This is a genomic window from Sphingopyxis sp. Q841 (genome assembly GCF_052384365.1).
GTDB lineage: Bacteria > Pseudomonadota > Alphaproteobacteria > Sphingomonadales > Sphingomonadaceae > Sphingopyxis > Sphingopyxis terrae_A.
In genome coordinates this window covers 24,452-50,716 of the sequence record NZ_JBQSUM010000004.1, presented here as the reverse complement: position 1 = coordinate 50,716, position 26,265 = coordinate 24,452, and the positions used below count along the sequence as shown (strand labels likewise).

The window sequence follows — 26,265 nt, the reverse complement described above, 5'->3', positions numbered from 1 at the left end:
CTTTACGTGAACGTAAAGGTAAAGACCGCGAGAGGATTCTTCCCCATGACCGACATACCGACCTTCGACACGATCAAGCTCGCGTGCAGCGACAATGTCGCGAAGATCACGCTCAACCGTCCCGAACGGCTCAATTCGATGCCGCCCGCGATGGCCGACGATATCCGCGCCGCGCTCGACTGGATGGGCGTCCTTGGCGCGCGTGCGCTGCTGATTACCGGTGAGGGTCGCGGTTTCTGTTCGGGCGCGGATCTGGCGGGCGATCGCAGCGCAACCGCTGTCGGCGGCGGCGCGAACAGTCGCAAGGCGCTGCGCAACCATTATAACCCGATGCTGCTCGCGCTCGCCAATCTCGACATTCCGGTCGTGACCGCGGTCAACGGCCCCGCCGCAGGGGTCGGATGCAGCTTTGCGCTGTCGGGCGATTTCGCGATTGCTGGCAAAAGCGCCTATTTCCTCCAGGCTTTCGTCAATATCGGCCTCGTCCCCGACGGGGGATCGTCGTGGCTGCTGCCACGGCTCGTCGGCCTGCCGCGCGCGACGCAGATGATGATGCTCGGCGAGAAAATCTCGGCCGAACAGGCCGCCGATTGGGGACTGATTTACAAGGCGGTCGAGGATGACGCGCTGATGGCTGAAGCCGAAGCGCTCGCAAAGCGGCTGGCCAGCGGACCGACGGTTGCGCTCGGCACGATGCGCAAGGTGCTGCGCGGCGGGTTGACGCAAAGCTATGCCGACACGCTCGACGCCGAGGCGATGGGCCAGTATCTGGCCGGCAACAGCGCCGATGCCGCCGAGGGCATCGCGGCCTTCCTTCAGAAGCGCAAGACCGAGTTCAAGGGCAAGTGAACTACTAGTGCTCCCCGGCGAAAGCCGGGGTCCTTTTGCGCGCCTTCTGACCCCGGCTTTCGCCGGGTATTACCCATGAACGCTGGGGCTTACTCCGCCGCTTCTTCGACCATAATCTTCTTGTAGATGCTCGTGCGCGGATAGGAGCAGAGACGCATCACCATCGGCTCGAAGAATTCCAGCGGCTCGCTTTCATAGTCGGGGTCGAACGCTGGCGCGTCATATTTTTCGCAGAATTCGGCGCACGCCGCGTAATAGGGATGGTCCTTGAACTGGTCGCGCATGTCGCGGTCGAGCCCGAGATAGTGGAAGAAATAATGGCCCTGGAAGATGCCGTGGTGCTGGACGATCCAAAGATTTTCTTCCGACAGGAAGGGCTTGAGGATCGCCGCCGCGACATCGGGATGGTTGAATGCGCCCAGCGTGTCGCCGATGTCGTGGAGCAGCGCCATCACCACATATTCCTCGTCGCGCCCATCGCGATGCGCGCGCGTCGCGGTCTGCAGGCAATGCTCGAGCCGATCAACGGGAAAGCCGCCATAATCGCCGCCAAGCAGTTTCAGATGATCGAGGATGCGCTTGCCGTTCTGCGGCGCGAATTCCTTCTGCTCGCGCGCGATGATATCCCAATCTTCCTGTGTGCCGTCGATCATCGAACGGAAGGACGCGTGATCGTGCGTCATGTCGGTCATGGCTGGCTCTCCCATATATCGGCGGCCAGTCTATGCGTTTCGTTGCGATATGCAACGCTGTTCAGCCGTCGCTATTCTACCGCGTAGGTCACGCCATATTTCAGCGCTTCGTCGAGCGTCAGGCAGCGGCGCGTCGATTTGTCCGGGCCGCTGCCCTTCACCGCCTTCTGCCGATACATGATGTCGGTCAGCAATTTGCGCGACACGCCCATCTTGATCAGGAAATCATTGTCCTCGCTCGCCAGCAGCGCGCTGTCCTGTTCGACGTCGCCGATCAGCTCGGTCGTCGCATCGGTGCCCATCGCCACGCTTTCGTCGATCAGCGAGCGGTCGCCGGTGCTGGTGAACATATGGACGATGAACTCGCCGCCCGGCTCGATCAGCCGCGGCGCGCCGCCCATGAAGACGAAATTGCAGGCGCTGAAACAGGCCCAGCCGCTCGGTATGCGCGTCGCAAGGCCGGGGTTCGACCGGATGATGCGCCCCGCGGCGTTGCCGGCGCGCGCATCGCCGCCGGGCGAACGCAGCCATATCTCGGATACGTCCGGATTGGCCTTCAGCGCGGCGCTCAGCCGGTCGGGCAGTCCCGAATCAACGCGGCCTTCGCCGAGCATCACCTTCATCGCGCCGCGCTTTTCGACCGTCAGCTTCATCGTCGGATTGGCCGACCAATTGGGGTTGAGCGGACAGGTCGGATTGATCGGGTCCATCTCGGTCGCCGCGGTCAGGCTGACGACCGCAAGCGCCGTGAGGGCGAGCTTCGGCAATTCAGGCCGCAAGAACATAGCGCGTATCACCCGGGCCCTTGCACATGCGTTTCGACACACGGGTTTCCTCGCCATCGACGATCACGAAGTCGTTGACGGTCATGCACTTCCTGCCGCCGTCCTCTGTGTTGATCGAAGCCACGGTCGACGACCCGCTGACATTGTCGCGCGTTTCGCTGGTCCAGTTCGACGTCGTGCCGACCGCTTCGCCGCGTGTCACCTCTTCGGTGGCCTTGGCGGCCTGCACCTGTTCGGCGGGGTCGAGGCGGCAAGCGATGGCGTCGGTCAGCGTTCCGCTGACCTCGGCGATCGGGACATAGGAATAGACGCCCGCCTTGCTGGCCGCGTCGCCCACCGCATCGCGGATCACACCGCCCAATATGCCGCGGCCGACGCTGCTGCCCTTCTTGCCCTTGGGACAACCGCCGTTGTCGCTTTCGCTCGACGTCGGGGCGGGGGTCGGCGTCGTGACCTTGCGCAGCAGCCCGCCGAACTGTGCCTGCGCGGGCGCCACCGCCAGCAGGGTGACGGCGGCCCAGGCGGGGACCAACATGATTCGCTTCATATGCGGCTCCAAAAAACCCGTGCCAAAACCTGTGATCGCGACCCCGCTTATCGCCGCGAAACTACGCCGCGCTGTGATTTCAATCAATGGGGCTGGCGCTGAGGCGATAATTGTCATGTCGGGAGGTTGAAATTATCGGCAAAGTGGATCAGACAGCGCGCCATGCTCTCGCAGAAGACCCGCTACACGATACGTGCCTTTCAGCATCTTGCCGATCATTGGGGCAAGGGTCAGGTCCAACTCGCGGACATTGCCGAGGCGCAGAATATCCCGCCCAAATTCCTGACCGTCATCCTGTCGGAAATGGCGCGCGAAGGGTTGCTCATCTCGCAGCGCGGACGCGATGGCGGCTATCAGCTTGCGCTGCCGCCGGTCGACATCAGCTATGGCGATCTTGTCCGGCTGACGCGCGGGTCGCTCGCGCTGGTCCCGTGTGCCAGCCGCAATGCCCACGAAACCTGCAAGAATTGCCTGCCCGAAGCCGAATGCCGGATGCGCACGCTGATGCTGAAGGTGCGCGACGATACCGCCGCGATCCTCGACCGGATCAGCCTGGCCGACCCGATCGGCTTCGAACCCTTGTTCGAAAAGGAAGAAATGGCGCTCTGACGCGCCACGCCAACCGGCACGGCAAAGAAAAAGGCCCGAACGCCGGTGCGTCGGACCTCTTGTTTTCGAGGAAATGGTGGAGCCTAGCGGGATCGAACCGCTGACCTCTACAATGCCATTGTAGCGCTCTCCCAGCTGAGCTAAGGCCCCGTGCCATTTCGTCTGGCCGCCCTGGGTGGTGCGACCGGGACGCCGCCTTTAGCAGCGCCTGCGTTCGATGCAAGGGGCCAAATGCATCTCCGCGATGCTTTTTTGGCCCCTCGCCGAAAAATCAGCTTTCGTCGTCTTCGTCGTCGCCGGTGGCGACGCCCAGATCGTCATCGCCGCCCAGATCGACATCGTTATCCGGCGAATCGCTGTCTTCATCGACATCGACGTCCAGATCCAGATCCTCGTCGATGGCCTCTTCCTTGACCTTGGTCGGCTTCTCGACTTCCTCGAAGGGCATCGGCTGCTTCGATTTCAGCACCGATTCCGGAATCCAGGAATAGCCGCAATTGATGCAGCTGACCGGATCATCCTTGGTCAAATCGTAGAATCGGGTGGCACATTTCGGGCAGCTACGCTTCGTGCCCCATTCAGCCTTTACCATATAAGCCTCGTAACCTTTTGGAAATCGGTTGATATTTCGGAAAAAGATGGGCGCCGGGCCGGCGATCCGTCAAATCGGCGTGCGCCTTGCCAGATTGTCGGGCCGCTGTCAAAAGCCGCACGCCATGACTGACCAGAATGCCCGCCCCCGCAGCTTCGCCGCGTCCGCTCCGCTTAAAGGTAGGATCGCGATTCCCGGCGACAAGAGCATTTCGCATCGCGCCCTGATGTTGTCGGCGCTCGCGGTCGGCACCAGCCACGTGAGCGGGCTGCTTGAGGGGCATGATGTCCTCGCCACCGCCGCGGCCATGCGCGCGATGGGCGCGAATATCGACCGCACCGGCGACGGCGAATGGGTCATTGAAGGCGTCGGTGTCGGTGGCCTGCTCCAGCCGCGCGAAGCGCTCGACATGGGCAACAGCGGCACCTCGACGCGCCTGCTGATGGGCCTTGTTTCCAGCCATCCGATCACGACCACTTTCGTCGGCGATGCCAGCCTGTCGGGACGCCCGATGGGGCGCGTCATCGATCCGTTGTCGCAGATGGGCGCTGACATCTCGGCCTCGCCGGGTGGCCGCCTTCCCTTGATGGTGCGCGGCCTCGCGCCCGCGGTGCCGATCGAATATCGGCTTCCGGTCGCCTCGGCGCAGGTCAAGTCGGCGATCCTGCTCGCCGGCCTCAATACGCCGGGAATCACCACCGTGATCGAACCCGTGCCGACGCGCGACCATAGCGAACGGATGCTCAAGGGCTTCGGCGCCACGCTGGACGTCGAAGTAGAACCCGACGGCACTCGCTGGATTTCGGTGATGGGCGAAGCCGAATTGCGGCCGCAAACGATCGTCGTTCCGGGCGACCCCTCGTCGGCCGCTTTCTTCATCGTTGCGGCGCTGCTCGTCCCCGGATCGGACGTCACTATTGCCAATGTCGGCCTCAACCCGACCCGCGCCGGCCTGGTCGAGGTATTGAAGGCGATGGGCGGGGATATCGAACTGCTCGATGCGCGCGAAGTCGGCGGCGAGCCCGTCGCCGACCTGCGCGTCCGCCACAGCCTGCTCCGCGGCATCGCGGTCGATCCGGCAGTCGCGCCGAGCATGATCGACGAATATCCGATTCTCTTCGTCGCCGCCGCGCTTGCCGAGGGGACGACCGTGACGACCGGCCTCGACGAGCTGCGCGTCAAGGAAAGCGACCGGCTGTCGGTCATGGCCGCGGGCCTCGCGGCGATCGGCGTGCGGGTCGAGGAGAGCGAGGACGGCCTCGTCATCCACGGCACCGGCGGCGACCCGCTGCCCGGCGGCGCGACCATCGCCGGCCACCTCGACCACCGCATCTGCATGAGCTTCGCCATCGCGGGCCTCGTCAGCAAGGCCCCCGTGACGATCGACGATATGGCACCGGTCGCAACGAGCTTTCCCAATTTCGAGGCGTTGCTGGAGGGCCTGCAGCGATGAACCGTCGTCCCATCCTGTCCATCGCGGCCCCGATCGCGCTCCTCGGCCTAAGTGCCGGCGCGGCCGGCGCGCAACAGGGCGCCACCCTTCCGACAACCGCCGACACGGCGGGCGCCTTTGCCGATACAGCGCGCGCGCCGGACCCGACGGCATCGGTCACCAGCGCGACGTGCGACGGCGACGTCGAATATTGTCCGAGCGGTGCGCAGCTTCGGGTCGACCGGAGCTTTTCCGATTATCCGATCGATAGCCGTGCGGCAGACGCCGGCAGCGGACTTCGGCCGATCGACGACGAGCCCTGCATCCCCGACGAGGGCTGCGAACGGCGCGACGCCGCCGGTGTGCGTCATTTTCTGTACGGAGACGGCGCCGACGACCTCCGTGTCATGATCAAGACGGTGGAGGCAAGCGAGTTCGAAGGGCGACCGATCGGCGCGCTCGATATCGGGGCGGCGCGCGACCAGTCCGAGGTGAGGGCCCGGGTTCGCCGCTTTCTGCCCGATGTGGCGTTCGACTGCGACCCGTCGCTCGTGTCGGGAAACGTCGGCCCCGTCGAATGCGGCGCGACGCTCAACCCCGGCTGGGTCGAAATCGGCTTCGACCACGATGGCCGGCTGCTCCGCGTGCGATTTGACGGCTATCAATTCGTATGAGCGCCTATATCTCCTCCTTTGCCGCGAACGCGATCGGCATCATCGGCAGCATCCTGTTCATCGCTGCGTTCGCCTATGCAAACATGGCCAAGACGCTGGATCAGTTGCTGTTCAATGCGGTGGACCTTGTCGGCGTGATTTTGCTGCTGATCTCGCTGTCGGTTCATTTCAACTTGGCGGCGTTTCTGCTCGAAGCGGCTTGGGCGCTGATCGCTTCCTGGGGCTTGCTGCGCGCCCTTCGCGCGCGCCGTACCCGCGGTGATTCGGCATGATTATCGCGGTCGACGGCCCTACTGCGTCGGGCAAGGGCACTATCGCCAAGGCGCTTGCCGAGCATTTCGGCCTCCCCGTGCTCGATACCGGGCTGCTCTATCGCGCTGTGGGCTATCAGACGCAGCTCAATCATGGCGATCCGGACAAGGCGGCCGACGCCCTCGTCGCCTGCGATTTTCCGGACGCCTTGCTCGACGATCCCGCGCTTCGCTACGAAAGCACGGGCAGCCTCGCCAGCCGCGCGTCGGTGCATCCTGCGGTGCGCAAGGCGCTGTTCCAGCGGCAGGTCGATTTCGCCAACCAGCCTGGCGGCGCCGTGCTCGACGGGCGCGATATCGGCACCGTGATCGCGCCGCACGCCGACGCCAAACTGTTCGTGACGGCAAGCGCCGAAGAACGCGCCCGCCGCCGCCATGCCGAGATGCTGGGGCGCGGGGTCGAAATCGGCTATGACGCCGTGCTCGCCGACATCCACGCCCGCGACGCCCGCGATATGGGCCGTGCCGACGCCCCCCTGCTCCGCGCCGACGATGCGATGCTGCTCGACACCTCGGCGATGGACCGCGATGCCGCGATCGCCGCCGCCATCGCCTTCGTCACCGAACGGACAAAGGCGCGCGGCTGACGGGAGTCCGCGGCCGACAGGGCTTTTCGCCTTGCCGAAAGCCGCGTTCGCGACTATACGCGCGCCGTCCGACGGGCCTTGTGGCCGGTCGAGGCACGGACGAACCGTCGCTCTCTATCGAGCGTCGGGCGTGATGGGCTATCCCCGTCGCGCCCTTTTTGCTTTGCCCGTGCTTCTGCCGCCAACCGGTCTTGAGGATGTTCTGCTTCGCATTCGGCGGGCAGGACGGATCGGCCACAAGACCAGCGGAACCAACCGCTTGGCCGGAACAAATGAAGTAAGGAAGAACCCATATGGCCTCTACGGCTTTTCCGTCGCGCGACGATTTCGCCGCGATGCTCGACGAATCGCTGGGTGGTGCTGATGGCGGCTTTGAAGGCCGCGTCGTCAAGGGCACCGTGACCGCGATCGAAAATGACCTGGCAGTGATCGACATCGGCCTGAAGAGCGAAGGCCGCGTGCCGCTTCGCGAATTCGCGATGCCCGGCCAGAAGGCCGACCTCAACGTCGGCGACGAAGTCGAAGTCTATGTCGACCGCGTCGAAAACGCCAATGGCGAAACCATGCTGTCGCGCGACCGCGCTCGCCGCGAAGCCGCCTGGGACCGCCTGGAAGAAGAATTCAACAAGGAAGCCCGCGTCGAAGGCGTTATCTTCGGCCGCGTCAAGGGCGGCTTCACCGTCGACCTTGGCGGCGCCGTGGCGTTCCTTCCCGGCAGCCAGGTCGACATCCGCCCCGTGCGCGACGTCGGCCCGCTCATGGATCTGCCGCAGCCGTTCCAGATCCTCAAGATGGATCGCCGCCGCGGCAATATCGTCGTGTCGCGCCGCGCCATCCTTGAAGAAACGCGCGCCGAACAGCGTTCGGGCCTGATCCAGAACCTGGAAGAAGGTCAGATCATCGAAGGCGCGGTCAAGAACATCACCGATTATGGTGCGTTCGTTGACCTCGGCGGCATCGACGGCCTGCTCCATGTCACCGACATGAGCTACAAGCGCGTCAACCACCCGAGCGAAGTCATCAACATCGGTGACACGGTTAAGGTGCAGATCATCCGCATCAATCGCGATACGCAGCGCATCAGCCTCGGCATGAAGCAGCTCGAAAGCGATCCGTGGGAAGGCGTCGCCGCCAAGTATCCGGTCGGTGCGAAGCTCACCGGCACGGTCACGAACATCACCGACTATGGTGCGTTCGTCGAACTCGAACCCGGCATCGAAGGCCTGGTCCACGTCAGCGAAATGTCGTGGGTCAAGAAGAACGTCCACCCCGGCAAGATCGTTTCGACGAGCCAGGAAGTCGACGTCATCGTCCTCGAAGTCGACAGCGACAAGCGCCGCATCTCGCTTGGCCTCAAGCAGGCCCAGTCGAACCCCTGGGGTGCCTTCGCAGAAGCGCATCCGGTTGGCTCGGTTGTCGAAGGCGAAGTCAAGAACGCGACCGAATTCGGTCTGTTCGTCGGCCTTCCGGGCGACGTCGACGGCATGGTTCACATGTCGGACATCGCGTGGGGCATCTCGGGCGAAGAAGCGCTGCACCTCCACCGCAAGGGCGAGAATGTGCAGGTCGTCGTTCTCGACGTCGACGTCGAGAAGGAACGCATCAGCCTCGGCATCAAGCAGCTTGAAAAGGGTGCTCCGGCCGTCGGCGGCGGTGTCGCCGCTTCGGGCTCGCTGAAGAAGAACGATGTCGTCACCGTCTCGGTCCTCGAAGTCCGCGACAACGGCCTCGAAGTCCAGGCCGGCGAAGATGGCGCCACCGGCTTCATCAAGCGCGCCGACCTCGGCCGCGACCGCGACGAACAGCGTCCCGAACGCTATCAGGTCGGTCAGAAGTTCGACGCGATGGTCACCGGCTTCGACCGTTCGAAGAAGCCCAGCTTCTCTGTCAAGGCGATGCAGATCGCCGAAGAAAAGGAAGCCGTCGCACAATATGGTTCGTCGGATTCGGGTGCGTCGCTCGGCGACATCCTCGGCGAAGCGCTGAAGGCCGGCAAGAAGGATTAATCCTTCCCCGCTTTTGCGGTGAAACAAAAGGCCCGCAGAGTGTCCCTCTGCGGGCCTTTTTCTTTCAGCGATATGTTTTGAAAGAACCCTGAATCATGATAGGTTCGATGCCGCGTTGGGAGGGGTCCTCACGCTGTGGAACCGGCAAAGACCGGATGGCCTGCGCCCGTGGGGCGCGCGTGATAACTAGGGGAAGCTGATGATCCGGTCGGAACTGGTTCAAATGATCGCGAGTGAAAACAGCGATTTGCGCCTCGAAGAGGTGGAACGCATCATCGATGAATTCTTCGACGCCATCGTCGAGCAGCTTGCGGCGGGGGGCCGCGTCGAGCTGCGCGGCTTCGGCGCCTTCTCAACCCGCGAACGCGAGTCGCGCACCGGGCGCAATCCGCGCACCGGCGCGCCGGTCGCGGTAAGCGCCAAGAGCGTGCCCTATTTCAAGCCGGGCAAGGAAATGCGCGAGCGGCTGAACGGCTGAACGGCCAAGCCAAAGCCAGCCGCAGAAAAGACCGGTTTCGCGGGATTTTTCTGCGGCCTTCCTGTCAATCAACGGAGCGCGGGGGCTCAATGCTTGCGCCGCGCTTCCTGCTTGCCGACATCCCGACAATGCGCACTCCCATATGCTTCCTGATATGGTTGCCCAATGCAGGCGATCAATCCATCGACCACATCGAGATTCTGCGGCCAAGACGGCGGGACACTGACCTGCGATCGATCAAGTGTATCGAAACCCGGCGGCATGGGCGAGTTGGCAAGACGGTCCCGCGCCTCCTTCAGCGCATCCATGTCTCCCTCCAGAAAGGCGATCGTTGCCAAGACATATTGGTTCCAAGGCAGCGCGTAGTCGGTCCAGCCTTCAAAGCCCTCGGGGCCCTTCTCCGGCTTGATCGACTGGCGCATCAGGCGAGTGGCCTGCGAAACCTGTCCCGCCATAGCGCGGAGCTGCGCCTCGTGCCATTTGAAGGAAGGCAGCTGCCACTGTCGCACCAATGTTTCTCGGTGACTTTCGATATATAATGCGATCGCATCAGCGGCGGCAGCTTGGCATCCGTCTCGATTGGCGAGCTCTCGCCAACCGGCCTTGTCATCTTGATCGAACATATTCGGATCAAGTTGCAGTATGGCGTTTCGGTCATAGGCACACGCCGCGCGTTCTTCGGCCTCTACGTCGGCTGTTGTAGGAACGAGGAAGAACGCCAAACCTGCCAACCGAATCTTTGGAGTTTTCATCTCCGCTTACTCCTTAGCGATCTTGACGCTCGCCATGCACGCCCTCAGTTCTTGAGCCGGTAGCCCGTGCGGAACATCCAGAAGATCAGGCCGAGGCACAGCGCCAGAAAGAGCGCCACCGCGCCCATGCTGACCTCGATCGCCACGTCGCCCTGTCCGAAAAAGGTCCAGCGAAAGCCGCTGATCAGATAGACGACGGGATTGAACAGCGTCACCGCGCGCCACGCGGCGGGCAGCATGTCGAGCGAATAGAAGGCGCCGCCCAGGAAGGTCAGCGGATAGACGACGAGCAACGGGATCACCTGCAGCTGTTCAAAGCTCTGCGCCCAGATGCCAATGATGAAGCCGAAGAGGCAGAAGGTCACCGCCATCAGCACCATGAAGCCGACCATCAGCAACGGATGCGCGACCTGAATGTCGACGAACAGATGCGCGGTCGCGAAAATGATCGCGCCGATGATTACCGATTTGGTTGCCGCCGCGCCGACATAGGCGATCAGCAATTCGAGCGGCGACATCGGCGAGGACAGCATCTCGTAGATCGTCCCTGTCCATTTGGGCATGTAGATGCCGAAGCTCGCGTTGCTGATGCTTTCGGTGAACATTGTCAGCATCATCAGCCCCGGCACGATGAACGCGCCATAGGGCACCGAGCTGACGTCGCTCATCCGGCTACCGATCGCCGATCCGAAGACGACGAAATAGAGCGTCGTGGTGATGACGGGCAACATCAGGCTGGTCCACACCGTGCGCCCGAAGCGCGCCATCTCGAACATGTAGATCGCGCGGATACCGCGGACGTTGCCGATCATGTCGCCGCTCCTTCGCCATCCCTGGGTTCGTGTACCAGCCCGACGAAAATATCCTCGAGCGAGCTTTGCCGTGTGTGCAGATCCTTGAAGGCGATGCCGATATCGGTCATCCGACGTAGCAGTGACGGCACGCCGGTCGCCTCGGCCTGGCTGTCGAATTCATAGACAAGCTCATGCCCCTCCTCCGCCAGTTCGAGCGTCCAGTCGCCGAGTTCGGCCGGAATGGCATCGAGCGGTTCGGCAAGATTGAGCGTCAGCGTCTTGCGCCCCAGCTTCTTGATCAGCGCGTTCTTCTCTTCGACGAGGATCAGCTTGCCGCGCGTGATGACGCCAACGCGGTCGGCCATTTCTTCGGCCTCTTCGATATAATGGGTGGTCAGAATGATCGTCACCCCGCGCTCGCGCAGGCCCCGCACCATATTCCACATGTCGCGGCGCAGTTCGACGTCGACCCCCGCGGTCGGTTCGTCTAGGAAGAGGATTTCGGGTTCGTGGCTCAGCGCCTTGGCGATCATCACGCGGCGTTTCATTCCACCCGACAATTCCATGATCTTGCTGCCGCGCTTGTCCCACAGCGACAGATCCTTCAGCAATTGCTCGATGAACGCCGGATCGCGCGGTTTGCCGAACAGACCGCGCGAAAAAGTCACGGTGGCCATCACCGTTTCGAACGAATCCGTATGCAGTTCCTGCGGCACCAGCCCGATCATCGATCGCGCCGCGCGATAGTCGCGGGCATGATCGTGACCACCGACCGTCACCCTGCCCTCGCTCGGCGTCACGATACCGCAGACGATGCTGATAAGCGTCGTCTTGCCTGCCCCATTGGGGCCGAGCAACGCAAATATCTCGCCCTTCTCGATGCTGAGGTCGACACCCGCCAAAGCGCGATGCCCGCTCTTGTAAGTCTTTCCCAGACCGGAAATTTCCAGAACCGCTGTCATGCGCGTCGGTCTAGCCGAGGAGCGCGCCGGGACAAAGCGGCAAAGATGACTTGACCTCCCCTCACCCATCGGCATGACAGGCCGCGGTGCGCGGACGTGGCGGAATCGGTAGACGCAGCAGACTTAAAATCTGCTATCCGAACGGGTGTGCGGGTTCGAGTCCCGCCGTCCGCACCAACCGCTGGCACAGGGGAGGCACAGGAATATGACGCGCCGCAGCCTCCGTTCGCGCCGCGGCGCGCGGTTCGCGGGCACCGCGCTGCTGGTCGCCGCGCTCGCCGGATGCGGCCTTTTCGGCGGTGGCGGGGGTCCGGTGCGGATCGCCGCGATGGGGCCGCTCAACGCCGCGGCGAGCCCGCTCAACGGCGAACTGTCCTCGCCCAATGCAGCGCTGCTCGAAATGACGGCGCAGGGGCTTGTCGGCTATGACGCCGACGGCCAGATCGACACCGGTCTTGCCGAACGCTGGACGGTGACCGGCGACGGGCGCAGCTATATTTTCCGGCTGCGCGAGGCAAAATGGTCGAACGGTCGCGAAGTCACGGCCGACGACGTGGTTTCGGTGCTGCGCGGCTATCTTGGCACGAACAGCCGCAACCTGCTGAAGGACGATTTCCCGGAGATCGAGACGATCCGTGCGATGACCGATCAGGTCATCGAAATCCGGCTCGCAGTGCCGCAGCCCAATATGCTCGAACTGCTCGCGCAGCCTTCGTTGACGATCGTCTACAAGGGCATGGGCTGGGGGCCGATGCGATCGCGCAAGGCCGGACGCGCGCTGCTGCTGACGCCCGCGCCCGACCCGCTCGCCGACGATCCCGAGGCCGCCGAAGCCGCCGCAAACGATCCCGCCGCGTCGGTCGAACTCGTCGGCACGACGCCCGCCGGGGCGCTGGCCCGCTACAATAATGGCTATGCCGACGGGGTGATCGGCGGCCGCTTTTCGACCCTCCCCTATTTCCTCGTGTCCAGCATCGGCCGCTCGCGCCTCATCGTCGATCCGGTGCCGGGGCTTTTCGGCCTTTCTTTCACCAGCGCCGAAGGGTTCCTCGCCTCCGACATCAACCGCGATGCCCTGTCGCGCGTCGTGCGGCGGCAGCGCCTGATCGACGCCTTCGGCCTTGCCGAATGGCAGCCGCAGCGCGCGCTTCGGCCGGCAGTCTACCGCCGCGACGGCGGCCCTGAACCCTTGCAACCCGCCTGGGCCGACTTCGACAATGATTCGCGCTTCGCCCAGTCGAAGCGCGTGGTCGACAGTTGGCGCGCCGCCGGGCGAGAGATTGCGCCGCTCCGCATCGCGGTCCCCCAGACGCCGGGCGGCCGCATTCTCTTTGCCTATGTCGCCGCCGACTTTGCCCGCATCGGTATCGAAAGCCGCCGCGTCGCTATGGATGCGGCATCGGACCTGCGCCTGATCGACGAGGTGGCGCCGAATGACGACGCCCTCTGGGCGCTCCGCCGGCTGTCGTGCCAGCGCGACACGCTGTGCAACCGCGAGGCACAGGCGAAGATCGATCAGGCCGTGCTCAATATCGACAGTGGCCAGCGCGCGCGCCAGATCGGCGAGATCGAAACGATGCTGGGGCGCTACACCCCGTTCATTCCGATCGCCACGCCGCTGCGCTGGTCGGTCGCGTCGCAGCGGCTTACAGGGTTCAAGCCGAATGCGCGGGCGGCCCACCCATTGAATCGCTTGCTCGCCAAACCCAACTAATAATAGGCGCACATCGTCGTGCGCGGTTGGAAAGGACGCCGATGCCCCCCTCGACGCCCAATACGGACGCGATTTTCGAAGCCTTGGTTGCCGATCGCAACAATCCTGCGGCGCTGCGCAAGCGCATCGAAACGCTGGAGCTTCTCCTCGAACGCAGCTTCACCATTCCCGGCATCAACCGGCCGGTCGGGCTCGACGCGATCGTCGGGCTGGTGCCCGTCGTCGGCGATGTCGTGACCGCCGTCATGGGGGCCTATATCATCTGGGAAGCGCGCAATCTGGGCATGCCCAAATGGAAGCTGTGGCGGATGATGGGCAATCTCGGCGTCGACACTGCGCTTGGGGCCATCCCGCTCGTCGGCGATGCCTTCGACTTTCTGTTCCGGTCGAACACGCGCAATCTGCGCATCATCCGGAAACATCTCGACAAGCATCACCCCGGAACGATCGTCATCGACCAGTAGGCGGTTCCCATCGGGTGTCTGATAGTGCTAGCACAGCAGCTTCAGACCCTGCTCATGGAGACCGAGATGATCCGCGCCCGCCTTGCCGCGCTCGCCCTTGCCTGTTCGCTGTCCGCGGCGGCCTTCGCCGCGACCGAGACCGACCCTTGGTTGTGGCTGGAGGATATCGACGGGGCAAAGGCGCTGGCGTGGGTGAAGGCGGAAAATGCCGCGGCCGACAAGCTGATCCTAAATCGCCCCGGTTTCGAACAGGATCGGGCGCGCGCGAAAGCGATCCTCGACGACGACCGCCAGATTGCCGACCCCGGTCAGGTGATGGGCGATACCATCACCAACTTCTGGCGCGATGCGGACCATCCGCGCGGCATCTGGCGGCAAAGTCCGCTGAGTGCCTATCTCGCCGGAACGCCCGAATGGACAACGCTGATCGACGTCGACGCGCTCGGCAAGGCGGAGGGGCAAAGCTGGGTCTGGCACGGCGCCGACTGTCTTGCCCCCACCTACACGCGCTGCCTCGTCTCGCTCAGTCCCGGCGGCACCGATTCGGACATCGTGCGCGAATGGGACCGCACCACCGGCCGCTTCGTGACTGACGGCTTTGCGCTGCCGCAGGCGAAGAGCGCGGTCGTTTGGGAGGACGCAAACACGCTGCTCGTGGCCACCGACTATGGCGAAGGCAGCATGACCGCGTCGGGCTATCCGCGCATCGTCAAACGCTGGAGGCGTGGCACGCTGCTTGCCAGCGCAGCGGTCGTCGCCGAAGGCGAAGCGAGCGACGTCGGGATCAACCCGATCGCGATCGACGACGGCAAGACGCGCTGGATCCTCATCGCCCGCAACAAGAGCTTCTATACCAGCGACTACAGCATCCGAGCCGCCCACGGCGCGGGCTTCGTCCCGGCGCCGATTCCCGACACCGCCGACCTACGCGATGTCATCGGCGGTCAGGCAATCATCTTCCTCAACAAGCCCGCCGACGGCTTCGGCGAAGGCTCGCTCGTCGCGCTGTCGCTCGCCGACGCGGCGGCCGGACGCCCCGCGAAAATGGCGGCGGTGATGGCGCCGACCAAGGCGCAGGCGATTGAGGAGGTCAGCGCGACCGACAATATTCTCTGGGTCAAGGCGCTCGACGATGTCGAAGGCAAGCTGTTCGCGCTGCGCCGCGATCCCGCGAGCGGCACCTGGACCCAGCGCGAGGTGCCGCTGGCGGCCAACGCTACGGTGCATCTGGCCGGCGCGATCGCCAAGCGCGACACGATCTTCGCGACTGCCGAAACGATGCTCGACCCGCCGACGCTTTATGCCGTCACCGACAACGCCGCGCCGCGTGTCGTGCAAAGCCTGCCCGCAGCCTTCGACGCCAAGGGCATGACGGTGGAAAAGCGCTTCGCGACGTCGAAGGACGGCACCAAGATCCCCTATTTCCTCGTCCGCAAAGCCGGCGCTAAAGGCCCCGTGCCCGCGCTGATCCACGCCTATGGCGGCTTCCGCGCCGCGCAGACGCCGGGCTATCTGACCGGTCAGCCCTATCGCGCCGGTCCGCTCGGCCTGTTCTGGGTCGAGGACGGCAACGCTTATGTCCTCGCCAATATTCGCGGCGGCGGCGAATATGGCCCCGCCTGGCACCAGGCGGCGCTGCGCGAAAAACGCCAGAACAGTTTCGACGACCTCCACGCCGTCGCGGAGGATCTGGTCAAGACCGGCATCAGCAGCAAGGGCAGGATTGCCATTTCGGGTCGCTCGAATGGCGGCGTGCTGGTCGGCGCCGCGATGACGCAGCGCCCGGATCTCTATGGCGCGGTCATTGCGGGCTCGCCGCTCGAGGATATGAAGCGCTATAACAAGCTGCTCGCGGGCGCCTCGTGGGTCGCTGAATATGGCAATCCCGACGATCCCGCCGACTGGGCCTTCCTGTCGAAATATTCGCCCTATCAGAATGTCCGCAAGGGCGTGAAATATCCGCCGATCTTCCTGTACCTTTCGACGAAGGATGACCGCGTCCATCCCGGCCACGCCCGCAAATTGGCCGCAAAGCTGCAGGATTATGGCAACCGCGTCTATTATCACGAATATCTGGAAGGCGGCCACTCGGTCGGCGCCGACCATGCCGAGGACGCCGTGCGCGCGGCCATGCTCCACGCCTTCTTGCTGCGCGAACTGGTCGAGCGGAAATAGCCGGTCGCTCAGCCGCCGCGATCGTCATGCGCCGCGGCGGCGCGCTGCGGCAGCGCGAGGATCAGCGTGACGATCGCGATGGCAAGCACCGCCGATGCACCGGCGCGGCTCAGCGCCAGCCCGCCATGATCGACCGGCTTGTCCAGAAAATCGCCGACCACGGCGCCGAGCGGACGGGTCAGGATGAAGGCCGCCCAGAACAGTGCGACATGGCTAATCGCGGTGCGATAATAAGCGATGGCGAGCAGCGCGAGCAGCGCACCGAAGATGATCGCCGACCCGAGGTAGCCGAGCGGGCCGTCGGCAATCCAGTCGCCGAGCGCGGTGCCCAGCGTCTGCGAAAAGGTGATCGTCAGCCAGTAATAGAGCTCGGCCCGCGGTTCGTGCACCGACTGGATCGAGATGCTGCCCAGCGCGCGGTGCCAGACCGCGAGCGAGGCCAGTACCGCACCGAGCAACAGCAGCGAACCGCCGGGGTAACCGATGCCGAGCGAGCGCGTCGCAAAGTCGGCCATCGTCGTTCCCGCCGTCGTCGAGGCGATGATCGTCGCCCAATAGAGGAAGGGATGAAAGGCGCGGGCGCGAATCTGCCAGACGATCAGGATCGCCAGCACCGCCGCAAAAATCGCGGTGCCGACCAGATAGCCCAGATTCATCGACATGCTCACCGTGTCGCCCGCGGTCTCGCCAAAGGTGGTCGCCAATATCTTGATGATCCAGAAACCCAGCGTCACCGCCGGCACCTTGGTCAGCACCTGCTTTTCCCTATCGGTCATTTGCATCTCCTTGTGTGGCGCACGATTAGCGCGGCGGAGCGTTTCGCCCTATAAGCAGGCGCTTATTCCCGTCCCGATAAGCGGAAGTGCCATGCCATCTATCCAGTCTGCGCCCGGTAAAAGCCGCTTTTCGTCCCGTCTGATCGGCCCGATCGCCGTGGTGGCGCTTCAAGCCGTCGCCGCGAGCTATTTCGTCGTCGACGGGATCGACGATCTGATCGAACAGGCCGGACGCGGCTTCAGCGTCGAGGTGATGATGGAATGCCTCGTCGCCCTCGCACTGCTCGCCGGCGTCGTACTCGGCGCGCGCCACCTGCGCCGGATCGCAGCCGATCTCGCACGCGCCGACGATGCGCTCGCCCGCGCTCGCGGCGCACTCGCCGACCATATTGCCCATCGCTTCGATGCCTGGTCACTGACGCGCGGAGAGAGCGACGTCGCGTTGTTCGCGCTCAAGGGCTGCGACGTCGCCGAAATCGCTCGACTCCGCGGCGCTGCGTCAGGCACCGTGCGCGCGCAGCTCAGCCAAGTCTATGCCAAGGCAGGCGTCGGCAGCCAGGCCATGCTGATGTCGCTGTTTCTGGAAGACCTGCTCGACACTGATCCCGCCGCGGGGCCGCGACGCGGCAAGTGAGGATCGTCGTCAAAAGCGGTGGTGGCAGGGCTTGTATCGAACCGCACGCTTAGCCATTGATATTTAATTCTTTATTCTTCGATGTCCGCGTCCTACCCCCACATATTTCCCCACATGTTTGGGGCCATAACTGTAGTTCGACTAACAAAATGGTCCAATTTGATATCAATGGAGAGGGCATTTTGAGCGCGTTTCGATCGCACAGTTTGGGCCAGGTCATCAAGAGCTACACCCCGTTTCTGGACCACCCTGCTGGCGGCTTTCCAGCGTGCGGGCATCAGGGCGGGCCATGTGCCGCTGACGCCAACATAAGCGATATCGGTGGTTTGTTGCCGATCGCGCTGTGCGGTCGTATCTCGGTGTAGTCTCTACGCCAAGCCTCGCATTTTTGGACCGCATCATCCAGGCTCATGAACCAGTGGGCGTTCAGGCATTCCGCCCGGAACTTCCCGTTGAACGCGTTGTCGGTGGGCTTGCCAAGCCGCAAGAAGCCGAGCGTCACGCCTTTCATGTAGGCCCACAGATCGAGCTCGCAGGAGATAAATTCGATGCCACTTTCAGCCCATATCGAGGCGGGATAACCCACCTGCCCGCAGACCCGTTCCAGCATTTCGACCACGTCCGGTGCCCGGAACCGGAACCGCGGAACTACTGCCGGCGAGAACCGGCGGAAGGTGTCGACCACTGTGAGGATCCGCAGCTTCGGTCCTGTCGCCACCTGGTCCTGGACGAAGCCCTTGGCCCATACATCATTAACGCGGGAGGCCGCACAGCGGCCTTCCCTCAGCTTCGCCTTCACACGCCGTTTGGGCGGCTTATTGCGCAGCCCAAGGCCCATCTCCTTGTAAAGCCGATAAACCTGCTTGCCGTTGATCGCCCAGCCTTCGCGTTGAAGCAGCATATGAATACGGCGATAGCCGTACCGAACCCGCGTCTCCGCGAGCTCCTTGATCCGCTGCTTGAGGTCGGCCTGATCGGCACCCTTGCCACGATAGTGGTAGCTGGATCGTTCTGACCGGAGCACGCTGCAGGCCCGCCGGATGCTGACCTGCCATGTGCTGCGAATATCATCGACGAGTTGGCGCCGCGCCCGGCGCGCTTGTGCCCATTTCTCCCAAATGCTACAAGGTTCGAGCATCACGCGGGGGCGGGGGGCGGTATCATGGCACGATCTGCGACGCGGGAAGATTCCATACCGAAACCGATCGTCGGATCGGCAGCGCCATGGTTCAAGACGCATGTACTGGACGTAAACCCGCAATATACGTTCCATACGGTTGCCGGACGCGCAGTCTTGCTGTTTTTCATGGGCTCAGCGACCGTCGATCGGGTCCGCGCCGCCCATGCCAGGCTGATGGCTGATCCCGATCGTTTCGACGACAGTCGCTGTTCGTTTTTCGGAGTCATTCTGGATGTCGCGGACCATGCGGCCGGGCGGATCACTACGCGGATTCCCGGGATCCGCTACATCCTCGACAGTGATCGTGCGGTCAGCAACGCATATGGCGCCTCTTCGGCAGACAACAACCATTACGAACCCTATATCATCGTGCTGGATCGCCAGTTACGCGTTGCCGGTCGCTATCATCTGGCCGACGCCGACAAGGCGCTGGCGCTGACCGATCGCCTGACCCAAGAGGGCAAGCCCGAAGACTGGGCGCCGGTACTGTCCGTGCCGCGTGTCTTCGACCGCGCGACCTGTCGGCGGCTGATTGAGCTTTATGACGCCGAAGGCGGGCAGGATTCCGGCTTCATGCGAGAGGTTGACGGCAAGACGATATCGGTCATCGATCATGGCCACAAACGCCGGTCGGACGTCACGATCAAGGATCCGGCCTTTTGCCGCGCGCTCAGTGCCCGGGTGAACCATTGCCTTCGTCCGGTGATCCAGCGCGCCTTCAACTTCGACGCGACCCGCATGGAGCGCTACATTGTCGCGTGCTACGACGCATCGGTCGCCGGTCACTTTCGGGCCCATCGCGACAATACGACAATGGGCACCGCGCACCGCCGCTTTGCGGTGACGATCAACCTCAATGATGATTTCGAGGGCGGCGAACTGCGTTTTCCCGAGTTCGGTGCGCGCACATACCGCCCCGCCCCCGGCGGCGCGATCGTGTTTGGTTGCGGCCTGCTGCACGAGGCGACGCCGGTCACGCAAGGGCGGCGCTACGCGTTTCTACCCTTTCTATACGATGACGAGGCGGCCGCGCAGCGTGAGGCGAACAATCAGTACCTCGGCGAAGGGGTAGGCTCTTACCGGCAATAGCCGTGGCGGGGCATTTCAGAGCTCGATCGAAATTTTCACATTTTGCGCCTTGATCCCGGCAAGCGCCGCAATGCTGAGCTTGGCGGCATAGATCATGATGCTGAGCCGCTGCGGATTGGCGATCCCTGCGGGCATGTCGCCATGTTCCCACCCCGTCGCCAACATCGCCTCGACTTCGTTGTCAGGAACCGCTGCCTCGAGCCCGCCGACAAGTTCGAGCTGCGAGATACCGAGGACGTTCGCCAAAACGCGCAGGTTTCTAAGCCGCGGCCGGGTCTTGCCCGATTCCCACGCCCATATCGTCGGCCGACTGAGACCCGTCCGCAGCGCGAGCTCCGAGCGGCTGATGCCGCACAGCTCGCGAAAACGACGAAGCCGCGTCGGAAGAGGTTCGGTCGTGCCATAATAGACGGGGCCGGCCGAGGCACTCATGAACGGCGCAGCTTCCATCCGGTGCGGCCGAGAACGCGGAGCCGCGCGCATCGGCCAAGAGCCGGTTCGATGCGGATCGACAGACGGTCTTTCGTGCCGATGACGTTGCAATTCATTATCGCCCCCAAAGTCCGCCATCATAATCGACCTCACTTGCCAGAAGCGCCGGTTTTCCATCATTCCCAGATGGGGACATCCGAAAATCCGCCGGTCCCGCGATTGTACAGATATGGAGGCTGCGCGCCTTGCGCTCGACTGCTAGAAGGCCGTTCCCAAGGAGATGGAGAATTTCCTTGAACGATCGCCTTCCTGGCGCACGACGGGCTGGGCGAGACTGAACCGCAATTGCCCTGGCCCAGCGTTGAATGCCAGCCCCAAGCCGACCGCCACGCGTGGCTTCGCTGAGTTTCCGATCAGTCGCTCGCCGGTAATCAGCTCGTTCTTCGACGCGCCGAACACGGACCCGGCATCAACGAAAACGCTGGGGATGACACCGAATTTTTGCATCGCGCCTTCCACCCGAAATGCCACTTCCAACCGCCCGGCATAATAGGCACGGCCGCCGATCGCCGTCGGCGGGGCAACGGGCGCCTTCAGCGGAACGACCTTGGGTCCGATCCCGCGCAGGTCGAAACCGCGCATGCTGTTGCCGCCAATATAGAAACGGTCGAACAGCGGGATTGTCCGCCCCCCGATCGGTTCCATTATCCCCCCCTCCAGTCCCAAGGACACATCAAGCATGTCGCCGATACGGCGGTGGAAGTTACCGGCTGCGCGAAACCGGACAAAGCGCGACGTGCCCCCCGGTCCGGCGATTTCCGGCGTGAGGCGAAGCTGAAATCCGCGCGTCGGACCGACCGCGCGGTCGCGCCGGTCGAGCGTGAGTCCAACGCTCAATACCGAACTGGTCGACCGGCCCAGCGCATTGCAGAACGGGCTGCCATGCAGGCCGACGTCACATTGCGCATTCTGCTGGCGAATCAGGAAATCCTCGTCCGAATAGCGGTAATTTGCGGCGACCCGCAGGCCCCGGCCGAAGGGTTTCGCGGCATAGAAATTAACGCCGCGTGCGCTCTGCCGAAACACAGACGATTTGCTTTGAGCGTCGAAGCCTACCGCGGTGGATCGGGAATAGAAAAATGTCGGCGCCAGCAACAATTTTCTGCCCATGAAATTAGCATCAGCGAGACCAAATTCGAACAGGCGCTGAATTTTCGAGTAGCGCACCGATGCGTTGATGTCGCGGCCCGGCGCGCCGATGTTGGTGCGCGCGATCTTGACGGTACCGATCGGCCCTTCGAGCGACGAATAGCCACCCGAAAAAGCGATCCCTCCCCGCGGCAGCGTCTTGATCGCCAAAAGATCGGTCTCGCTGGCTTGGCCGTCAGCGCCATCAATGCCGGTGACGGCCTCGGACGGCAGGACAGCGCCATCGTCCTCGACGTTGCCGGTCGGCTGCGACGCCATACCCAGCTTCGAAGCTTCGGGCCGCGCGAGGAGCGCGGCCCGGCGCCGCCCCCCGTCGCCGAGCCAGGGGGCGGCAGAGACATCGGCCTCGAAGGCGGGGAATCGGCCCATGCTTGCCGTCGCATCACGGCCAACGCGATTGGCGCTGCCGACGGAAAAGCACGGCGGCCCCGCCCGGTTCTGGGCAGCCACCACGCACGCCAGATTTATCATGTCTGAAGGCAGCGCTGGCGGATCGAAAGTGGTGACGGGAGCGGACGGACCGAAGCGAATAGCAATGCCCGGCCTCAAGCTGTTCGGAATTGCGTTCACCGCGCCGCGTGGAGCCCGGCCGCGCTCCGCCCCTGTCGGGCCGCGCGCGATAGCGGCCGTCTGCCACACCGCGCGCCCCTGCTTATCCGCGAACTTGCCGTCCCGAGGATCGAGGCAGTCGCCACAAATGGCCCGATCCGTGACAGACGTCTCTGCGCGCGCGATCACCGCTCGTCGGCGAAGCCCGGCATTACCCAGCCAATCCGCGCCGCCGACGTCAACATCGACATCGACATTGAGATTGGCAGATGTTTCGCCGATCGCCCCCTTCGAGGCGGTGTCGAAGCCGACATCGTCAGCCTCTCGCGCGCTGGCCAACGACGAAGGCGAGGCAGCGGCAGTCCTTGGTGCGATCGGCGCGTCCCAGTCGATAGCCAAGGGCGTGGCCTGTGCACTTTTCCGATGCGCATCCGACGCTTCGGTCGGCGGTCCGGCTTCGGCCAAACCTGGCGCAATCGGCGCTGACAAGAAAAGCGTGCCCGAAGCGTCCGCCCGCGCCTCGTTGGAAGAATCGGCATCCGCGGGCTCGGGCGGCCAACCTTCCTGGACCGCCAGAACACGCGCCATCGCCGTCGAGTAGCGAAAGGGAGCATAAGGTGGCGCCTGAACGATCGCGCGCTCACGCGCATAGAGCGGCGCGGATTCGCAGACGCAGAATATCGCCGCGACGCCCAGCGCGGCGCCTTGCACCGTCTGACGAAGGCTGCGGAACGATATTCCAGATTCCACCAAGCTCTTCCCCCCATTATGCTGGCCGCCCCCGGCGTTCGCAGTGGACCAAGCCGCGTCGGGGTCATCCCTCGCGGAAGGACCGATTGAAACTGTCGATCATCGGCTGGAACAGATATTGCACCAGCGAACTGGACCCGAGGTCGATATAGACCTCGGCGGGCATTCCCGACATCAACTGGACATCGGGGTATTTCCTGAGCTGCGCTGCCGATACCTCGACAATCACCTTGTAGTAGATTTGCTGCGCGTCCTTGTCGTAGATCGCATCGGGACTTACATCCTTGACAGTCCCGAGGAGGTTGGGGATCACCCGTGCCTTGTACGGCGTCAGCTTGATCTCTGCCTTCAACCCCTTGTGTACCACGTCGATGTCGATCGGACGTAACCGTGCCGACACTACGATCTTTTCAGACGTGGGCACAATGTCGAGGATCGGCTGGCCGGCTCCGATCACGCCCCCGGGCGTAATCAGCCGCAGATTGGCAACGCGACCGGCGATCGGCGCGACCACCTGCTGACGCGCGCGAATATCGCTACTGACCGTCAGCTTCTCGCGTACCTCGGCTATCTGCAATTGCACCTGGCGCTGCTGTCCGGCTGCTTCGAGCACGGCCTGCCCGCGCAGCGACACCATCTGGGCACGCGTCTCGCCAATTGTGTCGCGTAGCCGATCGAGGTTGTTAGCGAGCTTGCCCCGCTCACCGTCAACCAATGCCCTCTGGCGTTGCAGCGCGAGCAGCCGCGATTTTCGCTCCAACCCCTCATCGACAAGCATGTCGACGCTGATCTGTTCATCGTCGAGCAGTTTTGCCTGATCGGTCAGCGCCGCGATTTGCGCTTCTGAGCTGCGGATATCGGCGTTCGACTGACCAACCCGCTGTGAGAGGATCTGCGTCTGCTCGGCAAGACCACGCCGCCGCGAGGCGAATTCCGCATTGGAGGCGGCAATGATCTCCCTCACCTGGGGATCGTCCGCCGCCTCCAGCAATTCGGCCGGGTAGCGGACCACCGACAGGCCCAACCGCTCGGCGGTGAGCCGCGCGTCTTGTGCGAGCAGGCCGTACAAGCTGGTCCGCATGGCCACGTCCGATGCTTCGCTCTGCGTCGCGTCGAACAGCACGAGCGGTTGGCCGGCGCGCACCTCCTGCCCTTCCTTCACCAGGAATTTGCGCACGATGCCGCCTTCCAGATGCTGGACCGTCCGGCGCCCTCCGCCTTCGGCCTCCAGAAATCCACTGGCGATCGCCGCGCTGTTCAATGGCGCAGCCCAGCTCCAAGCCGCGAAAACGACCACGAACAGACCGATCGACACCAGCGCGAGACGCATCGATCCTCTCACCCGCGGACCAGCGACATCATGCGCGGGGGGCGGCAGCGCCAGGCGCACCCGATCCCCGTCCTCGCGGAAGCGAAAAGGGATGTTCATGCCTCCATTCCCCCGTGTTTGAACATCGCTGGTTTGGCGTTGCTGGGATCTGCTGGGGGCGCGGCCTCGCCGGGCGCGATGGACCGCCGCTTACCGGCCATCTCTTCGACCACCGTCCGGGCATCGCCGAATTTCGCAACCTGACCGTCCATCATCAGTAATATCTTGTCCGCCAGTTCGAGCAGATTGGCGCGATGCGAGACGATGATCGTCGTCATGTTGAGCGCCTTCAGCTTCTTGATCGTTGCCAGCAGCGCCGCGTCACCGCGCGCATCAAGGCTGGCGTTTGGTTCGTCGAGCACGACTAGCGGCGGCAGCCCGAACAGCGCACGTGCCAGCCCGATGCGCTGACGCTGACCACCTGACAGCTGATGCCCGCCATCGGTGAGGACGCAGTCATAGCCGCCATTGAGGTGCAAGATCATATCGTGGCAATCTGCCAGCTTTGCCGCCGCGATCACGTCAGCATCACGTGCATCGGGACGAAAGCGCCCGATATTCTCGCGGATCGATCCGGGCAGCAGTTCGACGTCCTGCGGCAGATAGCCGATGTTCGGGCCAAAATCGCTGCGCATCCAGTCGAAGGTATCGGCGCCGTCGAGCCGCACATGCCCTGACAAAGGCTTGAGTACTCCGACGAGCAACCGCGACAAGGTAGTCTTGCCCGACGCTGACGGACCAACGATCGCCAGCGACGTTCCTGGCGCGATCGCAAAGCTGACGTTTTTAAGGATCGCACCCTTCATGCCGGGCGCCGAGTAGGTCAGCTTTTCAACGGCCATCGCGCCCGACGGCTTGGGCAACGCCATCTGCGACGGGCGCGGCGTGGGCAGGTCACAAAAACGTGACAGGCGTTTTAGACTTTCACGCGCCAGCACGAACTGTTTCCAATAGCTCATCGCCGCCTCGATTGGTGCGAGCAGACGCGCAATCAGGATCGATCCGGCAATCATCGCGCCCCCGGTGAGCTGCTGGTCGAGCACGAGCAAAGCGCCGATGCCGAGGACGGCGATCTGAACGAGGTTGCGGACAAACTTCATCCACGCCAGGATCTTGCTAGACTGAAACTGGGTGCGGTCGACCGCGTCGGTTTCGGCGATGTAGCGCTCGCGCCAATGTGCGATGGTATCCGGGCCCATCCCCATGGCGTCAATGACTTCGCTGTTGCGGACCAGCGATTCGGCATATTGCATGTTGCTGCTGGCGAGTGACTGGGCCCTACTGATCGCCGCGCGGGTGATCCTTTCATTGTACCAGGTGAGGCCGAACAACGTTGCTGCGCCGACCGCGGACAGCAGGCCGAAGACCGGGTGCAGCAAAAAGACGACCAGCAGGTAAAGCGGCACCCACAACATGTCGACGACGCTGAATACCGTCGGGGTCGAGATGAAATTCTTGACCTGCATCATTTCGCGTAGCGCTTCGAGCCGGACGTTCGGCGCGACCAGCCTTTGTTCAAGCGAGCGCAGCAGCAGCGTCGGGCCCAATTGCTGCGCCATCCAGGTGCCAACCCGGTTCGCAACCTGTTGCCGAATGCCGTCGAGCGTCGAACCCAACGCAACGACGAGAGTGATTGCCAGTGCGAGGAAGAACAGCGTGTCTTTGCTCTGACTGGTCAGGACGCGGTCAAAGACCTGCATCATGAATAGTGACATGGCCAGCGCCGCCATGTTGGCGATCGCGGAGAACAGGATGAGCCGAACCGCAATCGGCTTTTGCGGGATCAAAAGCTTTTTGAGCAGATTGTCCGGATTGGCAGACGCCCGCCCAGCGGCGAGAGGGTTCCAAGACATG

General features: G+C 63.5%; 25 protein-coding genes, 2 tRNA genes and 1 pseudogene. 14 read left to right on the top strand and 14 right to left on the bottom strand.

Going from position 1 to position 26,265, the window contains the following annotated elements; all coding sequences use genetic code 11:
• The first annotated feature begins 45 nt into the window (after positions 1 to 45).
• A complete protein-coding gene (locus ACT17R_RS16335; RefSeq protein ID WP_003044180.1) occupies positions 46 to 849 on the top strand; it encodes an enoyl-CoA hydratase-related protein in 804 nt (267 codons plus the stop codon).
• A gap of 89 nt (positions 850 to 938) precedes the next feature.
• Here ACT17R_RS16335 and ACT17R_RS16330 read toward each other — a convergent pair whose 3' ends face one another.
• From ACT17R_RS16330 to ACT17R_RS16320, 3 genes are all read right to left on the bottom strand, one after another.
• Positions 939 to 1,541, bottom strand: a complete 603-nt coding sequence (locus ACT17R_RS16330; protein ID WP_186401920.1) for an HD domain-containing protein — start codon at positions 1,539 to 1,541, stop codon at positions 939 to 941.
• A gap of 71 nt (positions 1,542 to 1,612) precedes the next feature.
• Complete coding sequence (locus ACT17R_RS16325) at positions 1,613 to 2,326, bottom strand: hypothetical protein (protein WP_444809842.1); 714 nt, start codon at positions 2,324 to 2,326, stop codon at positions 1,613 to 1,615.
• Positions 2,310 to 2,873 (bottom strand): hypothetical protein, encoded by a 564-nt coding sequence (locus tag ACT17R_RS16320; RefSeq protein ID WP_058811854.1) that lies wholly within the window; start codon positions 2,871 to 2,873, stop codon positions 2,310 to 2,312. Before ACT17R_RS16320 ends, ACT17R_RS16325 begins: the two co-directional genes overlap by 17 nt.
• Positions 2,874 to 3,035: 162 nt before the next feature.
• Between ACT17R_RS16320 and ACT17R_RS16315 the strand changes: the two genes are divergently transcribed.
• Entirely contained in the window at positions 3,036 to 3,482 is a 447-nt protein-coding gene (locus tag ACT17R_RS16315; protein ID WP_058811379.1) for an RrF2 family transcriptional regulator, read from the top strand.
• Between the two features lie 74 nt (positions 3,483 to 3,556).
• Here the strand turns inward: ACT17R_RS16315 and ACT17R_RS16310 are convergent.
• Positions 3,557 to 3,632 (bottom strand) — tRNA-Ala (locus ACT17R_RS16310).
• Between the two features lie 121 nt (positions 3,633 to 3,753).
• On the bottom strand, positions 3,754 to 4,074 hold the full coding sequence (locus ACT17R_RS16305; protein ID WP_003044196.1) for a TIGR02300 family protein: 321 nt from the start codon (positions 4,072 to 4,074) through the stop codon (positions 3,754 to 3,756).
• Positions 4,075 to 4,198: 124 nt separating this feature from the next.
• Between ACT17R_RS16305 and aroA the strand changes: the two genes are divergently transcribed.
• The 6 genes from aroA (at position 4,199) to ACT17R_RS16275 (ending at position 9,562) form a co-directional block, all read left to right on the top strand.
• Positions 4,199 to 5,527 carry a 3-phosphoshikimate 1-carboxyvinyltransferase gene (gene aroA, locus ACT17R_RS16300; protein WP_217373464.1) on the top strand — a complete coding sequence of 443 codons (1,329 nt, stop codon included), beginning with the start codon at positions 4,199 to 4,201 and terminating at the stop codon, positions 5,525 to 5,527.
• Positions 5,524 to 6,180, top strand: coding sequence for a hypothetical protein (locus ACT17R_RS16295; protein ID WP_062902490.1), 657 nt, complete (start codon positions 5,524 to 5,526; stop codon positions 6,178 to 6,180). Before aroA ends, ACT17R_RS16295 begins: the two co-directional genes overlap by 4 nt.
• The gene (locus tag ACT17R_RS16290; RefSeq protein ID WP_444809841.1) at positions 6,177 to 6,452 is read left to right on the top strand and encodes a CBU_0592 family membrane protein; all 276 of its coding nucleotides are present in this window, start codon (positions 6,177 to 6,179) and stop codon (positions 6,450 to 6,452) included. Before ACT17R_RS16295 ends, ACT17R_RS16290 begins: the two co-directional genes overlap by 4 nt.
• Positions 6,449 to 7,078, top strand: a complete 630-nt coding sequence (locus tag ACT17R_RS16285; protein ID WP_186401923.1) for a (d)CMP kinase — start codon at positions 6,449 to 6,451, stop codon at positions 7,076 to 7,078. The genes ACT17R_RS16290 and ACT17R_RS16285 overlap by 4 nt, the downstream gene beginning before the upstream one ends.
• Before the next feature lie 293 nt (positions 7,079 to 7,371).
• Positions 7,372 to 9,084 carry a 30S ribosomal protein S1 gene (gene rpsA, locus ACT17R_RS16280; protein WP_003044206.1) on the top strand — a complete coding sequence of 571 codons (1,713 nt, stop codon included), beginning with the start codon at positions 7,372 to 7,374 and terminating at the stop codon, positions 9,082 to 9,084.
• Positions 9,085 to 9,283: 199 nt separating this feature from the next.
• Positions 9,284 to 9,562 (top strand): integration host factor subunit beta, encoded by a 279-nt coding sequence (locus ACT17R_RS16275; protein WP_003044209.1) that lies wholly within the window; start codon positions 9,284 to 9,286, stop codon positions 9,560 to 9,562.
• Between the two features lie 86 nt (positions 9,563 to 9,648).
• Here ACT17R_RS16275 and ACT17R_RS16270 read toward each other — a convergent pair whose 3' ends face one another.
• From ACT17R_RS16270 to ACT17R_RS16260, 3 genes are read right to left on the bottom strand one after another with little or no spacing between them, the layout of a single operon-like run.
• Positions 9,649 to 10,314: a hypothetical protein gene (locus tag ACT17R_RS16270; RefSeq protein WP_444809840.1), complete on the bottom strand. Its 666-nt coding sequence runs from the start codon at positions 10,312 to 10,314 to the stop codon at positions 9,649 to 9,651.
• Positions 10,315 to 10,358: 44 nt separating this feature from the next.
• Entirely contained in the window at positions 10,359 to 11,126 is a 768-nt protein-coding gene (locus ACT17R_RS16265) for an ABC transporter permease (RefSeq protein WP_003044212.1), read from the bottom strand.
• Positions 11,123 to 12,070: an ABC transporter ATP-binding protein gene (locus tag ACT17R_RS16260; RefSeq protein WP_062902493.1), complete on the bottom strand. Its 948-nt coding sequence runs from the start codon at positions 12,068 to 12,070 to the stop codon at positions 11,123 to 11,125. The genes ACT17R_RS16265 and ACT17R_RS16260 overlap by 4 nt, the downstream gene beginning before the upstream one ends.
• Positions 12,071 to 12,160: 90 nt before the next feature.
• Here ACT17R_RS16260 and ACT17R_RS16255 point away from each other — a divergent pair.
• The 4 genes from ACT17R_RS16255 (at position 12,161) to ACT17R_RS16240 (ending at position 16,423) form a co-directional block, all read left to right on the top strand.
• Positions 12,161 to 12,247, top strand: a tRNA-Leu gene (locus ACT17R_RS16255).
• A gap of 28 nt (positions 12,248 to 12,275) precedes the next feature.
• Positions 12,276 to 13,784, top strand: a complete 1,509-nt coding sequence (locus ACT17R_RS16250) for an ABC transporter substrate-binding protein (RefSeq protein ID WP_062902494.1) — start codon at positions 12,276 to 12,278, stop codon at positions 13,782 to 13,784.
• Between the two features lie 41 nt (positions 13,785 to 13,825).
• The gene (locus ACT17R_RS16245; RefSeq protein WP_003044221.1) at positions 13,826 to 14,248 is read left to right on the top strand and encodes a DUF4112 domain-containing protein; all 423 of its coding nucleotides are present in this window, start codon (positions 13,826 to 13,828) and stop codon (positions 14,246 to 14,248) included.
• A gap of 66 nt (positions 14,249 to 14,314) precedes the next feature.
• Positions 14,315 to 16,423: a prolyl oligopeptidase family serine peptidase gene (locus tag ACT17R_RS16240; RefSeq protein ID WP_217373466.1), complete on the top strand. Its 2,109-nt coding sequence runs from the start codon at positions 14,315 to 14,317 to the stop codon at positions 16,421 to 16,423.
• 8 nt (positions 16,424 to 16,431) lie between these two features.
• Here the strand turns inward: ACT17R_RS16240 and ACT17R_RS16235 are convergent, their stop codons facing one another.
• On the bottom strand, positions 16,432 to 17,199 hold the full coding sequence (locus ACT17R_RS16235) for a COG4705 family protein (protein WP_062903216.1): 768 nt from the start codon (positions 17,197 to 17,199) through the stop codon (positions 16,432 to 16,434).
• Positions 17,200 to 17,290: 91 nt separating this feature from the next.
• Between ACT17R_RS16235 and ACT17R_RS16230 the strand changes: the two genes are divergently transcribed.
• The gene (locus ACT17R_RS16230; protein ID WP_186401926.1) at positions 17,291 to 17,833 is read left to right on the top strand and encodes a helix-turn-helix transcriptional regulator; all 543 of its coding nucleotides are present in this window, start codon (positions 17,291 to 17,293) and stop codon (positions 17,831 to 17,833) included.
• A gap of 277 nt (positions 17,834 to 18,110) precedes the next feature.
• Here ACT17R_RS16230 and ACT17R_RS16225 read toward each other — a convergent pair.
• Positions 18,111 to 18,920 (bottom strand): annotated as a pseudogene (locus ACT17R_RS16225) (IS3 family transposase); the annotation flags it as partial.
• A gap of 75 nt (positions 18,921 to 18,995) precedes the next feature.
• Between ACT17R_RS16225 and ACT17R_RS16220 the strand changes: the two are divergent.
• Entirely contained in the window at positions 18,996 to 20,102 is a 1,107-nt protein-coding gene (locus tag ACT17R_RS16220; protein ID WP_444809839.1) for a 2OG-Fe(II) oxygenase, read from the top strand.
• A gap of 15 nt (positions 20,103 to 20,117) precedes the next feature.
• Here the strand turns inward: ACT17R_RS16220 and ACT17R_RS16215 are convergent, their stop codons facing one another.
• From ACT17R_RS16215 to ACT17R_RS16200, 4 genes are all read right to left on the bottom strand, one after another.
• Positions 20,118 to 20,534 carry a helix-turn-helix domain-containing protein gene (locus tag ACT17R_RS16215; RefSeq protein WP_186401929.1) on the bottom strand — a complete coding sequence of 139 codons (417 nt, stop codon included), beginning with the start codon at positions 20,532 to 20,534 and terminating at the stop codon, positions 20,118 to 20,120.
• Between the two features lie 258 nt (positions 20,535 to 20,792).
• The gene (locus tag ACT17R_RS16210) at positions 20,793 to 23,042 is read right to left on the bottom strand and encodes a BamA/OMP85 family outer membrane protein (RefSeq protein ID WP_444809850.1); all 2,250 of its coding nucleotides are present in this window, start codon (positions 23,040 to 23,042) and stop codon (positions 20,793 to 20,795) included.
• Between the two features lie 64 nt (positions 23,043 to 23,106).
• Positions 23,107 to 24,471, bottom strand: coding sequence for an HlyD family type I secretion periplasmic adaptor subunit (locus ACT17R_RS16205; RefSeq protein ID WP_062902499.1), 1,365 nt, complete (start codon positions 24,469 to 24,471; stop codon positions 23,107 to 23,109).
• Positions 24,468 to 26,264 (bottom strand): type I secretion system permease/ATPase, encoded by a 1,797-nt coding sequence (locus ACT17R_RS16200; RefSeq protein ID WP_444809849.1) that lies wholly within the window; start codon positions 26,262 to 26,264, stop codon positions 24,468 to 24,470. The genes ACT17R_RS16205 and ACT17R_RS16200 overlap by 4 nt, the downstream gene beginning before the upstream one ends.
• Between the last annotated feature and the right edge of the window lies 1 nt (position 26,265).